Below are 15775 nucleotides of genomic sequence, written 5' to 3'. Positions count from 1 at the left end.
CAACCTCCGAAGACAGTGGACCGAAAGGCAGTGGACAGAACTGACAGTTTCCAGTTCAGATTTATACATCAAGTCCATGTTCTGGATCACACGATGAGCTTAGCGTCTCTCCGAAAGAACTGATCGCGTCATGCAATAGGAGCTGAGCCCAGATGCCCGACAGCAGCACCGAAACAGCCGAAGCCGCCACCGTTCATTCGACACTCAAAACAGGCTTGAAGAAGCGCCACCTGACCATGCTTTCCATGGGCGGCGTCATCGGCGCCGGTTTCTTCGTCGGGCTGAGCGGAATCATCAACCAGGCCGGCCCCGGCGCAGTCATCACGTGCGCGATCTGCGGCATCATCGTGTTCCTGGTGATGCGCATGCTCGGTGAAATGGCCGTGGCCAAGCCGTGTACGGGATCGTTCACCGAGTACGCACGCATGGCGTTGGGCGACTGGGCGGGTTTCACCACAGGCTGGCTCTACTGGTATTTCTGGGTGATCGTCGTCGGCATCGAATCCGTCGTCGGAGCAACCTTGCTCTCCCGGTGGATCCATGGTGTCCCGCTCTGGCTCATGTCAGCGGTACTCCTGTTGGTGATGACCGGGGTCAATCTTCTCTCCGTCAGCAACTTCGGCGAGGCTGAATACTGGTTTGCGGGCATCAAGGTCGCCGTCATCATCGGCTTCATCGTGCTCGGCAGTCTGTTCGTCTTCGGCATATGGCCCGGCAGTGAAGTCGATTTCAGCAATCTGACCGGCCACGGAGGATTTCTGCCGAACGGCTTCACCCCCGTACTGGTGGGCGTTGTCGCCGTGATCTTCTCCATGACCGGAGCCGAGCTGGTCACGATCGCCGCAGCGGAATCCGCCGAACCGGCCGGAGCGATCAGGCGAGCCACGAACACCGTCGTCTTCCGCATTCTCGCCTTCTTCGTTGTCGCCACCTTCCTCCTCGTGACGATGCTGCCGTGGGATTCGTTCGTCGTCGGCGATTCTCCGTTCATCTCCGCACTCGATCTGCTCGGAATTCCCGGCGCCGCCGACATTCTCAATCTCGTGGTTCTGGTCGCGGTGCTGTCCTGCCTCAACTCCGGCCTGTACACGGCGTCACGGATGCTCTTCGCCCTATCCGTCTACAACGACGCGCCGGCATGGATGACACGGACCAACAGCCGCGGCGTGCCGGTGAAGGGCGTACTCGCATGCACCGTGGCCGGGTACTTCTGTATCGCGGCCGGCTACATCTGGCCGGACACGATTTTCTTGTTCCTCGTGAATTCGTCCGGCGCAATCTGCTTGTTCGTTTACATCCTGATCTGTGTATCCGAACTACGCCTCCGACGCCGATGGGAACGCGAAAGCCCCGAGATTCTGAAATTCCGCGTCTGGCTGTATCCCGGCTTGCCGATAGTGGTCACTGGTCTGATTCTCGTGATCCTGGTGGGAATGGGTCTCAACGAACCCACGCGCGCGGAATTCGTCCAAAGCCTGGTCGCTCTGGGAGTTATCCTCGTCGCTTACGTCGTGAGAAAGTCTCGTACGCGAAAAGTCGTATCGTTCGCGACCGACTCGAACAACGCACACAGCAGTTCGAAGAAGGCTTGAAACAAGCATCGAGTAAGCGCTCGACTCGATAATTAAACCACTTCCCCGAAAAAATCGGACCGGCAAAACCGCTCGAACACAAGATTTTTTCTTTGTCCAAATTCAAGGCAAAATGGACAGCATGCCGAGCCCTGTCATCGCCTCCGAAGGGCACAGTTCTTGGCAAACACTTCACGAATGGTTCAACGAACCACACGACTACGAGTGGATAAAACACCAGAGATCCGGCCGAGCAATCATTCCGATCTTCCGAACCTTGCTCGGAATGATGACGATCATCTTCGGGCTTTCCGCTTTCTACAAATTGATCGGACCGGATACACCGCCGACCACACCCGGCAAAGCACTGTCGGTTTTCATGATCTGCACATGTGTGGCGATCGCGGCGTGCTGGTTCACTCAACCGTTTCCAGGTCGCCGCGGCCTACTCGCATTCGGGATATTCGCAGATCTCGGGATCGCGGCCGCGGTACTTCTGGTGCCGGAACGCTCGTCCGGGACGTTCGGTTGCATCGTCTTTGCGGTCACCGGAACCTTTGCGACGCTTTTTGTCAGCGCAAGATGGCTTGTCGCTCATGTCCTCTGGTCGACGACTGTCACGACTACAGTATTCGTTCTTGCATACCTACAAGGCGAAGTCGATATCACGACGCTTCTCGCCCGCGGCACCGTTCTTTTCGGAGCTGTCACACTTGTTCCAATTTTTGCACACCTGACCTGGCGCACTCTGTACCGCGATGCCCAATATTCGGATCGTGATCCGCTTACCGGACTGTTCAACCGTCGCGGCCTCGAGGGGGCGGCCAGCGATCTCTTCGAGAGGGCTCGCGACGATTCTTCTTGTCTCGCTTTCATCGTCGTCGATATCGACAAATTCAAGACGGTGAATGATCTTCACGGTCACGCCGAGGGAGACCATGTCATCAGAAGAACAGCGAACCGCCTGAGTACGCATCTCGGAGAACGCGGGGTCATTGCTCGGACCGGTGGGGAAGAGTATCTGGCCGTCATCGCCGGGGATCCCGAATCAACGACTCTGTCGATCGAGGGGATAAACGCCGCGCTGTCGGACTGCTCCGATGCGATCGCCACTACGGTAAGCGTCGGAGCGGTGATCATGACCGCCGAATCGAAGGCGTGGAGCGGCGGTGCTTCCGCGATCCTGGCCGCGACAAATGTCGCGGATTCGATGATGTACCAAGCGAAAGCGGCAGGCGGCAATACCATCCGCTCGGCTCAGATCTGATTCACAGCCACGTCAACGGGTGAACGCTCCGACCGGATTCGGTGTCGGTTGCCGCCAGATACACGTCGACGCGCTCGGCCGTCAGAGCCTTGCTGATGTGGTAGCCCTGGACCAGGTCGCAGCCGACCCACTGAACGCGGCGGAACTGCTCAATCGTCTCGACGCCCTCGGCCAACGACCGCATGCCGAGAGCCGCGGCCAATTCGACAATGGATTTCACCACGGACATCTTCGGATCGTCCGAGTCCGTGACCAGCATGCGATCGATCTTGAGAACGTCGATCGGAAGTCTCTGAAGCGTGGCGAAAGACGAATAGCCGGTGCCGAAATCGTCGAGTGCGACGGTGACACCGAGTTCACGCAGCTTGTAGAGATCCCGGATTGCCCGATCGTCCACAACACCCGTCTCGGTGATTTCGAGTTGCAGCAGATGCGGAGGCAAACCCGAATCCGTCAGAGCCTTCTTCACCATCGCGCCGAACTCTCGCGACACCAACTGCACTGGTGAAACGTTGACCGAGACGCCGATTCCGCTCGGCCACCCCGCAGCGGCCGCGGTCGCCATCGCCATTGCCTGTGCGCCGAGGGGGATGATCATTCCGGTTTCCTCCGCCACCGAGATGAACTGGCTGGGCCCGATGAGGCCGCGACTGGGATGGTTCCACCGAAGAAGAGCCTCGAACGCGACCACTTCACCGGTCTGAGTGTCGACCTGAGGTTGGTAGTGGAGATCGAACTGACCTTCCTCGATCCCCCTGTCCAGCTCGTGCAGCGCTGTTGCGCGTGCCGATGCCCGCGCTCGCAGTAACGGCGAGAACTTGCCGACTCGATTCCGTCCCGTCGACTTTGCTTCGTACAGAGCCAGATCCGCCAGCATCACCAGTCCGTCGGCGTCGGTGGAATCCTCGGGTGCGCTGGAGTAACCAATCGTGGCCCGCACCTCGATTCGATTGCCTTCTACGAAGAAGGGCTCATGGAGCACTGCCAGGTACCGATCGAAAATCTCACCGGGATCGTTGCCGGCCGAGGTACAGACGATGAGCCCGAATTCGTCGCCGCCCATCCTCGAGCACATGTCCGAACCGATGACGTCGCGCAGGCGTTTGGTGACTTCGAGAAGTAAGTGGTCCCCGATCGGATGGCCGAGGGTGTCGTTCACCGATTTGAAGTTGTCGAGGTCGAGAATCCCGACGAGGACCTGCTTCTCCGGCACCCGAGATTTGATGGCCGCCTCGAGCGCCACACCAAAGGCACGACGGTTGGGCAACCCCGTCAGCGAGTCGGTGGCAGCAAGACGAAGAATCTCCTGCTCGTGGACATACCTCTCCGTGATGTCGGATCCGACACCGCGCCAGCCCAGAATCACCCCGGACTCGAGGACCCGGGGATTACCGGAAAGTGACCACCAGCGTCGTTTGCCGTCGACATGCACTGGAACGACGGTGTCCCGGAACGAGGTACTCGATTCGAGTTTGTCGATCATTTCGGCCGCGGCCGCACGCCCCTCCGGACTCGATGCGATCTGGAGTCTGGTGAGGAGTTGCCCGAAGGTGAGTTGTTGCAACTCGTCCACCGTCATACCGGCGACCTCGGCGAGCCGGGCCGAGGTGTGGGAGAACCGGCCGTTGGTGTCACACTCCCAGAGCCAGTCGCGGGAACCGCCCTCGAAACCGTCGAGCAACAGTGCCACAGTTTGACGCTCGGATTCCGCCTGAAACTCTGCAAGACAACGTCGCTGGAACGAGGCCGAGAGATACACCGCACCCACCGTGAGCGCAAACATGTAGATGCACAACTGAATCGCAAGTACGCGAAAGTGGGGTTCGGCGTGGACGACGAGAACGGTGAATACGCCGAGGCCGTGAATGTAGATCCAAGTCAGGCTCACCGACCTCAGACTCGAAAACGTGACGGTTCCGGCGCCCATGATTCCGGCCATCGTCGCGATCAGCACCAAGTCACGGAAGACGTCCATGTCGTGGAAAAGCAAGGCGAAAAGTGTGACGTCGAGGCTCGCGATGACGATCACTTCGAGGAGCAGACCCGCGTAGTCGTAGCGCGGTGTGTGCTTCGACGGTCGCCAGCGAAGCGGTATCCATACTCGAATCGAATTCGCGAGGACAAGAAAGATGAGCGCGCCACCCAGCCATCTGAGCGTCTGACGTCCGGGCGGAACGGTGTACGCCAGAATCACGACCAAGCTCGCCATGTACGCAAGATTGGCGAACGGTGCGACGGCAGCAGCTTCGTCGATCTGACGGCGAAACAGGTTGTTACAGTCGGCCTCCGAAGCGGGATCCTGCCGACCAGGTCTACTCAGACGGTTCATCGACGGGGCATCCTGACATGTGCGCAGGCGCCAGCAGCGGGCGTCAAAACCGCTCGCCTGCCCATCCGAACCTCCCCTGGCTCCCCACCGAACCCTTTTCCGGCGAAACGTCAGTGTTTCAGACTCGCTGCTTGTTTCTCTACAACGGTAGCCATCTGACGAATCGATTGTGCGCAGATCACTATATCCAGAGGTCGGTCATTCGATCTTCCAGGTCGGCAAACGATTGCTGATTCTTAGCTCGACGCGCGTTTGCCGCCGACCGCGACACGTAAGGCTTGGCGCCTTCCTTCACATCCACGATCGCGTCCGCCGCGGATTCGGCGACACCGGCATCACCGAGAGCTGATCGGAGTTGCATTGTCGTCAAGAAGGGCAAACCCGAGGCCAGGTCAGTGCTCACTTGCTGCTGCACCGAGGTCGGAACCGATGGGTTGTCTTCGATGCCGGCAATCGCAGATGTCGTGAGGTTGTCGTACCTGGCGCTCAGGTCTCCGAAGCAGACCGGTCAGTGCTGTTCGAGAGTGAGCTGATCTGCCCAGGCCGATACGTCCCCTCGTTCCAGAGCCACCGCCAACAGCTCCGGAAATTTGTCCGGCGTGCACGCAAACGCGGGAATGCCGAGAGCACCCAGCGCCGCCGCATTGTCGTGATCGAACGACGGTGCCCCGTCGTCCGAGAGCGCCAGTAGAACCACGACTTGAACGCCGGAGGTCTTCATGGCGGCCATGCGTCGCAACATCTCGTTGCGGATACCGCCCTCGTAGAGGTCGGAGATGAGAACGAACATCGACTCGGCGGGACGCGAAATCAACGACTGGCTGTAGGCGATCGCGCGGTTGATGTCCGTGCCCCCACCGAGTTGCGTCCCGAACAAGACGTCGACCGGATCGGACAGTTTCTCTGTCAGATCAACGACGGCGGTGTCGAAAACGACGAGCGAAGTCTTCAGCGCCTGCATCGATGCCAACACCGCACCGAACACTGATGCGTAGACGACACTGGACGCCATCGAACCCGATTGGTCGATCGCGAGCACCACGTCGCGCTGAACTGATTTCGACTTTCGGCCGTATCCGACGAGCCGCTCCGGAACGACGGTTCGATACTCCGGCAGATAGTGCGACAGATTTGCTCGGATGGTTCGATCCCAGTCGATGTCACGCAACTTCGGATTCGAAGTTCTGGCCGCGCGATTGAGTGCGCCGGTCACCGCGGCCTTCGTTTTCTGCGCGATTCGCTCCTCGACTTCGCGAACCACCTTGCCGACGACCATCCGAGCAGTTGCCTTGCTGGCCTCCGGCATGACCTGATTGAGGCTCAGAAGCGTCCCGACCAGATGCACATCCGGTTCGACCGCGTCGAGCAGTTCCGGTTCGAGCAGCAGTTGCGCCAAACCCAGCCGATCTATCGCGTCCTTCTGCATCACCTGCACCACCGTGCTGGGAAAGTACGTCCGGATGTCACCGAGCCATCTGGCGACGGACGGCGCCGACGCCCCCAATCCGGCTGAGCGACGTCGGCCCTTGCTGGGGCCGGACGAATCGTAGAGCGCTGCAAGAGCCGCATCCATTCGACGCTCGCCCGGTTGGCCCAGTCCACCCGTCGACTCTTCGGCGGATTCCCCGAGCATCAATCTCCAGCGTCGAAGGCGCTGATCATCGTCGCTCATGCGCCCACCCCCAAGATGTCCGCAACGACCGCCATTGCCGCTCTGCCGCGTCGAGCATCGGTCTCCACTGTCGTTTCGACGCGTCGACCACCCCTGACCGCCTGACCGATCGCCCGACGTTCCCCGGCCTCGAAGGATCCGAACGTGCGTCGAAGCAACGGAAGCGTGTCGATGAAATCCTGCTCACGAAGGTGACGGACCCACGTGTCGATCAGCGTGAGCAACGCTCGATCGTGAATGAGCACAAGCCCTCCTCCGCCGAGAAACCCGTCGACCCACCCTGCCTTGGCGGTGGGCGCGCTTCCCACAGACAGGGCCCGAGACAAGCGCTGAGCTGCAGCGGTTTCCGTGATGGAACCGCTGTCGCGAAGGAGCCGCACCATCCGGCCGACGAGAAGTCCGTTGACGTCGTCACGGTCGATCACTCCGGCCATCGCCTGCAACCACCGTGCGCTCGCATCGCTGTCGTCACGGACCATGACTGCCGAGTGCACCTTGTCGAGGTGATCGCGAAACTCCTCGGCGCTGGGATCGTCCAACCCGGTGACGGCGACTGCGAGGCCGGTACAGATGCGGATCAGCAAGCTGTCGGCGACGTCGATCAACGCCGACACGTCGGTTCGGCGCACGTCGCCGTACCGCAGTGTTCGGGTCAGCGTGGGCAGCGCGGCCATCAGATGTGACACATCATGGTCCAGCGCTGCAACTGTTTTCACGCTTTCCAGCACGGCGGACAGCGCTGTTGGAAGATTTGCCAGCAGCGAGTTCTCCAGCAGTTCGACGAGTGAAGCAAGCGTGATTTCCGGTTCGTGAATCTTCGAGACGACCCGCGAGGCTGCCGCTTGGGCCACCGTCGTACCCCACAGCGACGCCTCGATCACCGACACCGAGAATTCGGGTTTCCATTGCAGCGCCCAGGTTTCCCGGAAAGTTCCGGTGGAACGGATCTCACTGTCGGCCGGAGTCCCCCAATCGATCTCGAGAATTCCCAGTCGGTGCAGGAACTGGGAACGTTCGACGTCGATGTCGCGTCGCAGGTCCAGATCCAGATTCTTTGCCCCTGCTTGTTGTTTGAGCCGCAACGTCTTCGAACGTGCGCGCAGGTCTGCTTCGAGTGGGACTGTCGGCGTCTCCTCGGGTACCGCGCCCAGTGCTTCGCCCACAACAAGTCTTCGTGTGATCAGATCCAGGAGAACATCGTTGCCGTCGCACATCACCGACCTCGTGGCCTCGGTAACTTCCGACAACCCCGCCAAGGGGCGAGAACGCAGTGCCGCCAACGTGTCTGCCAACCGGACAGCCTCGATGACGTGGGCACTCGAGATCGGGAGGTCCTCGTCTCTGAGCACCCGGGCAACTTTGGTGAGCCACCGGGTGATCGTCTTGTCGTTCGCGGTGAACAGATGGTGATACCAACCCGGCGAAGTGATTCCGGCGCCGTAACCAGATGCCGACGCAAGGCGTGAATGTGTCCAGGGAACCCAAGTCAGCGAGGTCTTGATCTTGGACATTCCTTTGAGAATGCGAGCATCGGGGGCCGCAGGACCCAAGGCTCCGACCAACGCCGGCGCATGCCAGGCGCCGCAGACGACGGCAACCCTCTCGGCTCCTTCTTTCAACGTCTTTCGCACCACCTGGCGCATGTACGCTTCGCGATGCGCGGTCTCCTCGTCGATCGGCACTGTCTCACGCAGTGCCTCCATCGCCTCGGCGATCGCATCGAAAGAGTCTGCGCCCGAACTCGATTCGATCACCGAATCCCACCAGCGTTCAGTATCGTCGAAACCAGCGGCCGCGGCCAGCTCCGCCAGAGGATCACCCTCGCGTGTAGTACGAATCCCCTGATCCGCCAACACGTTGAACGCGGGCAGGTCGCAGAACCGTGCCTGCACACCGTTCTTCGCAGCCCACTGCAGCGCTTGCCATTCGGGTGAGAACACCGCAAATGGCCAGAAAGCCGCCTTCGACGGTTCACCAGTGGCATACGCGAGCAACGCAATCGGCGGTTCCATCGACTCCGATGCCGCCAGCATCACCAACGGATCTGCATCCGAAGGCCCTTCGATCAGGACGACGTCGGGTGAAAACTCTTCCAGGCCTTGCCGAACCGAACGGGCCGATCCGGGGCCGTGGTGACGGATACCGAAGACCCGGACACGCAGATCCGGAATGGCGATGGTCACCCGGTTACCTCGCGGCATGCCCGGTAGAAGTCGGACCACTCTCCGCGCTCACGCACTACGGCCTCGAGGTACTCGTTCCATACCACCTTGTCTGCGACTGGATCCTTGATCACCGAACCCAGGATTCCGGCAGCGACGTCGGACGCCCGCAATACGCCGTCCCCGAAATGCGCGGACAGCGCCAAACCATTGGTGACCACCGAGATAGCCTCCGCCGTCGAGAGGGTTCCCGACGGGGACTTCAGCTTGGTTCGGCCGTCGGCGGTCGTTCCCGATCGTAGTTCCCGGAACACTGTGACGACCCGGCGGATTTCCTCGGCCGCTGCGGGGGTCGTCGGCAATTCCAATGCTGCGCCCAGCTGTTCGACTCGGCGCGCCACGATAGCCACCTCGTCCTCCTCACTGGCCGGCAACGGCAGGACGACGGTATTGAACCGTCGACGCAATGCCGACGACAGATCGTTGACACCGCGATCACGATCGTTGGCGGTTGCAATCAGGTTGAAGCCCTTGGCTGCCTGCACCTCGATGCCCAGTTCCGGCACCGGCAACGTCTTCTCGGAGAGAATGGTGATGAGCGCGTCCTGCACGTCAGCCGGAATACGCGTCAACTCTTCGACGCGAGCGATCTTCCCGGTTTCCATCGCGGTCATCACCGGAGAATGCACCAACGCCCCTGCCGTCGGTCCTTCCGCTAGGAGGCGGGCGTAATTCCAGCCGTAGCGAATAGCTTCCTCGGGAGTACCGGACGTACCTTGAACCAGAAGCGTCGACGCGCCCGAGATTGCCGCCGAAAGATGTTCGGAGACCCAGGTCTTGGCTGTTCCCGGAACACCCAACAGCAGTAAAGCCCGATCGGTCGCAAGAGTTGCGACGGCCACTTCCATCAACCGCCGGGGACCGACATACTTCGGCGAAATGACCGTTCCGTCATCGAGAGTGCCGCCCAACAGATACGTCACCACAGCCCACGGCGACAAATTCCACGACGGCGGGCGTGGGCGGGTGTCCTGCGCGGCAAGCGCCTCGAGTTCGAGCGCGTACTCCTGCTCTGCGTGGGGCCGCATCAGCTTTGCCGGTTCCGCGAGCTTTGCTGGTTCCGTGGCAGGCACGGTTACGCTGTCAGTCACTTGAGCTCCTCGAGCAGAGTCTTGCGGTGGGTGATGGCACTGGCCGTTCTGGCGAAGGTTTGCCGCCAGTCCGGGTCGCGAGCACGCTCCGCCGCCCGGTCCAGCAAAGTTACTGCGCTGTAGGGAAATCGACTCTCGGCGAGGCGCAGCGACGCCACGTACTTGTAGCGCGAGAATTCGCCGGCCTTGGCGCCGCCATCGGCGCGTCTGGCCGCAACTCGTTCCCACTGGGCCACGACTGCCCGGGTGATGTCCTCGGGCCATGGACCGTTCAGAGCGTCGTAGATCGCTGCCCGGCCCGGATGCAGAACATTGGCGTCGCCGTTTCCGGACCTCAACAGATCCGCCAGCGCCTCGGCGGGCACCAACGGGAGAAGTCGACGATCGGTGGCTACGCCTCGTCTGCGAAAGAGTTCCAAAGCCCATTCCACATTGTCCTGCGCCACTGCAGCATTGGACCAAGCGTCTTGAAGGATCGGCTCCCAACCTTCGTCGACGCTCATCCCCAAAACCTTGTCGGGTCCACCGATCATGGTGTTCCACAAGAACAAAGGCGCAGAACTGATCGCTTGACGGACGTACTCGGCGCGATAGTCGGTGTGTGGATTCGGCCGGTCTTCGATGCCGTCTCGTCTGGCCGCTGCATCGACTTCCTCAGGCGGCACGATGACAAGCGTGGACCGAAGGAGTTTCCGTTCCACCCGCACCCAATTCTGAACCCGGGCAACCATTCTCTCCCCGAACTCCGATTCGGGTAGTCGTCCGAGCACCTCCACTGCTGCGCGCCGCACGTCCTTGCGACGGTCGTCGAGGGCTTCCTCCAACAACGGTTGATCATCCGCGCTCAATCCGTTTGCCAGCGCCGAGACGAACGCAGCCTTCTGTTCTCCTCGCTCGGCGCCCCAGGACTTTCGGAGTTCGGCCAGCGCCATCGCAGGATCTGTTCGGCGAGTGTCTATCAACCACTGCGTGCGCTGGGACGAACTTCCGTGACGCCATACGTCCGGGTTTGCATCTCTGGTTCGGACGAGCTTGCTCCACTCGGAGTTTTGCGCGGCGAGCCAGCGACCTCGCTCGCCGACCAGCTGCAGAATACTCTCGCGGTGAGTTTCGCTCGTCCGAGCGTAGGAAAGCAGTTCGGCAACGAGATGATCAGGCGCACGGTAGTTGTGCGCCAATGCGACGGTGAACCATTCGTCGAGCAAGGTCGCCTTGGCAGCGAGCATCGACATCAGATGTGCGGATGACGATTCCGGCAGGGTGAATCGCACATCGTCTGGAGCAGGCGTCGGCACAGTCGCCGTGGTGGAGCCCGCACCACCACGGCGGTACGCCCGCTCCAGCGCGACTGCGGCGAGAAGCAACTCGGCAGGATCTCCGTCGAGTTCGCGCGCGTAGGCACGCACGTCGGCCGGAAGTTCCTCGAATGTTGTTGCTGTTCTGGCCGTCCCGAGAAGCGCAGCCGAGATCAATGTGCTCACAGCACGATCACCTGCCCTCCCGTGAAAACCGAGATCGGAGTAAGAGCGTGCGCATTCCACGTTCCACAGACCGTGACCGGATAGCCACCGGAAATGCCCAGCAATTTCCACAGTGGGTCCGAATCGCCCTCTGCCCGAATCGCTGTCCCCGATTCATCGACGAGAAACCAGGCACCGTCGACGAATGAGGGAACCACCGAACTGATCACTGCCGGCCAAGACCGCAACCATGGATCTGCCGCGAGCGCATCGGTAAACTGCTGCAACGCAGCGTCGATGCTTCCGGACGGCATGGTTGTGAAGGGCTCCGGTTCTCCGTGCGTTGCCCCCATCCGCGCCCGCAATGCCGCGGCACCGGGATAGAAATGCACATCGGCGTTGAGCAGAAACCCGACTGGCGGCGTTTCGGTGGCAAAATTCGGTGACCCGTGGGAGAAGTCGAGCAGCATGACCCACCGTTGCGAATTCCTGCCGAGCATCCACACCGTTCGGGTGAACAGTCGCTTCTCCTCGGTGATCCCGGAACCGAGAATCATCCAGTTCTCTTTCACCGGAATCGATTCCATCACACGCTCGGTGGAGACCGGATAGCCGACGTGTGCTTTCACCGAATGGGCAAGATCTTCCGGCAGCTCGGGCAGCTTCTGATGCGCAGCGACCAGCATGCGCAACCGAGCCAACTCGTCGAGGACTTTCTCGGGCCAGTTTTCGTTAGACGCAACGGTTCCCGCCAATGCTCGAAGCGTGCCTGCAATACCGGGTGCCTGAGCATCCACCATTCGAGCGGCGACTGCGTCGAAGCCCGCCCAGGACGTGTCCATCGCCGCCAGACCACTCCGGATCTGATCGGTGATCCACAGATCCAATTCGACGAGACCGCTCGCAACGCGGTCGGCGCGCTTCTGCGCAGTTGCCGGGTCGGGAGACTTCCTAGGCGCCTCGTCCGCCGTGGTCTCGGCGCTGATGGTCTCGGCGCTGGTCTTGGCCTTCTCCTCGCGGCGCAACAGCCACTCGGCAGCGAAGTCGGCTGGCTCGTCCGCCGAAGGCACTCGCCCTTCCGACCATTCCACCAGCAGCCCCAGGGCATGTTTGCACGGAAACTTCCGACTGGGGCACGAGCACTTGTACGCAGGGCCGCGCAGGTCAACCACAGCTTGATACGGCTTCGAGCCGCTTCCCTGGCACAGCCCCCAGAGCGCGAGACCCTTGTTACCGGTGTGGCTCCACGATCCAACCAACTTGCGCGCAGCAGCCAGCGATGCGGCGTCGGGAGCTACCGATGCCACCTGCCCAGCTGTCCACGGCGAAGTCACTCGACCACAGTATGACAACCCGCTGACATCGCAGAGTCAGGCCGATCCTTTAATGAAGTAACTCTTGACTCGAACAGACGTTCGACTATAATTTGAGATGGGGATCGGGGGATTCAATGAGTATCGACACATCATCAGACGTGGTGTCTGGTTCTGCGGCGGGGTTACGCGGACGCCTGTGGCAATTGACTGCCGCAGAGTTACGCGCTGCTGCTATCGAGGCGAGTGCGGAAATTCTTCGGCTCGAAGCGGTGCGGGTGGCAGTGGTAGACGAACTGGCGATGCGCCCGGACGATCAGGTGATCGCGTCCCGCGGGGTGGGGGCGTGGTTGGCGGCGAATACCATGTTGCAGGTTCGGGACGGGAAGAAGATCGCCGCCCTGGGCGCCGCGCTACGGCCGTTCCCGGCTGTGGCGGCAGGCTTCGATGTTGGGGATTGCTCGTTCGATCACGCCGTCTTGATCGTCGCGTTCTGTGAGTCCCCGCCGAAGGGGATGCCGGAGGAAGCGTTGCCTCGCTGCATCGACCTGCTGCTCGCGGCTGCGTCGGGGATAGAAGCGACGACGACGAAGGTGCGCCACGTTATCGCGACTTTGGAGCGGGTGTTCGAATCGGATGAGATTCCGCCGGCCGAAGACGTGGATCGCAATGAGCTCCGCATCGCGTCGACGCTCAACGGTCGGGTGGTGGTGCGGAGTGATTTCGACGCTCTCACCGGCGAAATGCTGCTCTCGGCCCTGTCGAATCTGACGATGCCGACCCCGGCGCCGGACGGAACCCCCGATGCTCGGTCGGCGGCGAAGCGGACGGCAGACGGGTTCACTGAACTGATCCGCCGCTATCTGGACTGCGCCAAGACCGGAACCGACGGCGGTCAACGTCCGCACGTGAACGTGCACATCAACGCGCGCGATCTCGCTGAGCATCGGGACTGCGCCGCCGCGCCCTCGCATGGTGAAGAGTCCCCGTCAGATCTTGATGTCGGGCACATGCCATGGCTCGGGCCGCTGTCGGTCTCGCAGACCAGGCTTCTCGGGTGCGACTGCTTCCTCTCCACCGTCCTACTCGACGACCACGGCGCGCCGTTGGATGCGAAACCCGGAAAACGGTTGGTCAACGCCGAACAGAGAGTGGCGTTGATTGCCCGCGACAAGGGCTGCGCGTTCCCGGGGTGTTCATGCGTACCGGCGTGGACAGATGCGCACCATATTAGGCACTGGGCGAACGGTGGTCCGACAGTGATGAACAACCTTGTCCTGCTGTGCCGCTCGCACCACCGGTTGATGCACCGCAAATCCGGGTTCGTCGGCAAGTGGGCGATTCGGATCGGCGTCGACAACAAACCGTGGTTCATCCCGCCGCCCTCGATCGACCCGCAGCGGCACCCGCGGCCGGCGAACACAACATTCAAAACCTGAGAACAGCTTCTCGGGTACAACGGAACACGGCCAGGCTCCGCATCGGACATCAGCACCCGATACGGAGCCCACAGGCCGTGCCGCATCCAGTACTTACGGCGTTCGCGCGGGGCGCAAGACCGATCTTCCCAACAGCTCACAAACCTGCAGGGCCAGAGCGAGATCCAACTTGTCTCGGCCCGCAGCCACCGGATCGCCGAGAGCTTTGTTGATGCGATATTTCACCGTATTACGGTGCAAGTTCATGTAATTGGCCGTGTGCAGATGACTTTCCCCGTGGGCGAAATACACGCTCAGCGTCGTCCGCAAGGATGCGGCAGAAGGTGTATCGTCCGCCAACGGACCAAGTACCTCCCAGACCCATGACTTCGTAGAATCGATGTTCTCCGACAGGAGTGATACCACGGCTACGCCTCGGTCCCCGAAACTCACCACGGGGCGCTGCGGCGTATCTGGCACGGCAGCAACGGAATAGGCTGCCGTGGCCTGTTCGTGGGACCGCTTGAATCCTTCGACCCCCGACCCTGGCAGTCCGATTGCCACCCGCGCTCCGCCGTCCAACGGCACTGCCGCCGCGAGAACTTCCGGATCCACCGCAGGCACCCGGCGACCGAACGGCAGCCACGCCCACACCGTGCGTCGATCGATGGCGGTGATGATCGGCGGCTTGTCTGCTCCTGCCGATGCACCGAGGTCCCGTACGAGTCGGTCCAGGGTGTTGATGCCCATGACGTCCGCATCCCACGTCGACCAGACCACCAGGGCGACGTGGTTCTGACCAAGGCGGTATCCGGTCTCCGCTTCGAATGCAGCGGTATCTGCGTTGGTGCCGGACAGGAGGGCGTGGATCGCGGCCGAATGGAGGTTTCCCTGCGCTGCCATCCATCGACTGCGTTCCCGCTCGTACGCGTCGAAGACGTAGAGCGTGATCCAGTCGATGTAGCTGTAGACCACATCCGAAGTGTGTTTCAGGACAGCCAAAGTGAGTCGTGCCGGAATGTCCAGTGTGCTGATCTCGTCGTGACAGATCCGCATCAGATCGCCTTGGCCCATGTGGTAGGCGCGAACGAGAGAGTTGGACGGAACGTCGCGCTGCGCCAGCCGCAGAGCGTATTCCACTGCAGCAGTAGTGGGTTGGAGATGATCGATCGGTATGTCGTTGGCCAAGACGTGGATGATCGTCGTGATATTTCCCTGCACGCTCGCTTCGAGCATTTCGAGCAAATTGGCATCGGCGTCCAACTGGTCGATTTCGTGAGCCATCATGAAAGCCATCTCACGCGCGATATCGGCGCTGCGCGCGTCGAGTCGCCGGGCCAATTCGGCAACCACGGCAAGCACTTCCGGCTCCGCGGCTGCAGGCACCCGGGCGAGGCGCCGCATCGCACCGGCGCCTCGCTCCTTGTGCGAT

11 protein-coding genes are annotated in these 15775 nt (G+C 61.3%); 3 read left to right on the top strand and 8 right to left on the bottom strand.

Features of this window, described 5'->3' with window-relative positions:
• Positions 1-152: 152 nt before the first annotated feature.
• Together ACFQ6Y_RS01300 and ACFQ6Y_RS01295 are read left to right on the top strand one after the other, a co-directional pair.
• Complete coding sequence (locus ACFQ6Y_RS01300; RefSeq protein ID WP_378628056.1) at positions 153-1592, top strand: amino acid permease; 1440 nt, start codon at positions 153-155, stop codon at positions 1590-1592.
• Between the two features lie 121 nt (positions 1593-1713).
• Positions 1714-2838 (top strand): GGDEF domain-containing protein, encoded by a 1125-nt coding sequence (locus tag ACFQ6Y_RS01295; protein ID WP_378628053.1) that lies wholly within the window; start codon positions 1714-1716, stop codon positions 2836-2838.
• Position 2839: 1 nt separating this feature from the next.
• Here ACFQ6Y_RS01295 and ACFQ6Y_RS01290 read toward each other — a convergent pair whose 3' ends face one another.
• From ACFQ6Y_RS01290 to ACFQ6Y_RS01260, 7 genes are all read right to left on the bottom strand, one after another.
• Positions 2840-5167, bottom strand: coding sequence for a putative bifunctional diguanylate cyclase/phosphodiesterase (locus ACFQ6Y_RS01290; RefSeq protein ID WP_378628050.1), 2328 nt, complete (start codon positions 5165-5167; stop codon positions 2840-2842).
• Between the two features lie 181 nt (positions 5168-5348).
• Positions 5349-5570, bottom strand: a complete 222-nt coding sequence (locus ACFQ6Y_RS01285) for a hypothetical protein (protein ID WP_378628046.1) — start codon at positions 5568-5570, stop codon at positions 5349-5351.
• A gap of 105 nt (positions 5571-5675) precedes the next feature.
• The gene (locus tag ACFQ6Y_RS01280; protein WP_378628043.1) at positions 5676-6839 is read right to left on the bottom strand and encodes a VWA domain-containing protein; all 1164 of its coding nucleotides are present in this window, start codon (positions 6837-6839) and stop codon (positions 5676-5678) included.
• Positions 6836-9040: a DUF5682 family protein gene (locus ACFQ6Y_RS01275; protein ID WP_378628040.1), complete on the bottom strand. Its 2205-nt coding sequence runs from the start codon at positions 9038-9040 to the stop codon at positions 6836-6838. Before ACFQ6Y_RS01275 ends, ACFQ6Y_RS01280 begins: the two co-directional genes overlap by 4 nt.
• Complete coding sequence (locus ACFQ6Y_RS01270; protein ID WP_378532711.1) at positions 9019-10089, bottom strand: AAA family ATPase; 1071 nt, start codon at positions 10087-10089, stop codon at positions 9019-9021. Before ACFQ6Y_RS01270 ends, ACFQ6Y_RS01275 begins: the two co-directional genes overlap by 22 nt.
• A gap of 59 nt (positions 10090-10148) precedes the next feature.
• Positions 10149-11633, bottom strand: coding sequence for a DUF5691 domain-containing protein (locus ACFQ6Y_RS01265; protein ID WP_378628037.1), 1485 nt, complete (start codon positions 11631-11633; stop codon positions 10149-10151).
• On the bottom strand, positions 11630-12946 hold the full coding sequence (locus ACFQ6Y_RS01260; protein ID WP_378628034.1) for an SWIM zinc finger family protein: 1317 nt from the start codon (positions 12944-12946) through the stop codon (positions 11630-11632). Before ACFQ6Y_RS01260 ends, ACFQ6Y_RS01265 begins: the two co-directional genes overlap by 4 nt.
• A 116-nt stretch (positions 12947-13062) precedes the next feature.
• Between ACFQ6Y_RS01260 and ACFQ6Y_RS01255 the strand changes: the two genes are divergently transcribed.
• Positions 13063-14364 (top strand): DUF222 domain-containing protein, encoded by a 1302-nt coding sequence (locus ACFQ6Y_RS01255; protein WP_378628032.1) that lies wholly within the window; start codon positions 13063-13065, stop codon positions 14362-14364.
• 93 nt (positions 14365-14457) lie between these two features.
• Here ACFQ6Y_RS01255 and ACFQ6Y_RS01250 read toward each other — a convergent pair whose 3' ends face one another.
• The gene (locus tag ACFQ6Y_RS01250) at positions 14458-15747 is read right to left on the bottom strand and encodes a PucR family transcriptional regulator (RefSeq protein WP_378629774.1); all 1290 of its coding nucleotides are present in this window, start codon (positions 15745-15747) and stop codon (positions 14458-14460) included.
• Between the last annotated feature and the right edge of the window lie 28 nt (positions 15748-15775).

Origin of the sequence: Rhodococcus sp. NPDC056516, from assembly GCF_042794655.1 — a bacterium.
In the GTDB taxonomy this organism is placed as follows: domain Bacteria; phylum Actinomycetota; class Actinomycetes; order Mycobacteriales; family Mycobacteriaceae; genus Rhodococcus_F.
This window is presented reverse-complemented; position numbering and strand designations above follow the sequence as displayed.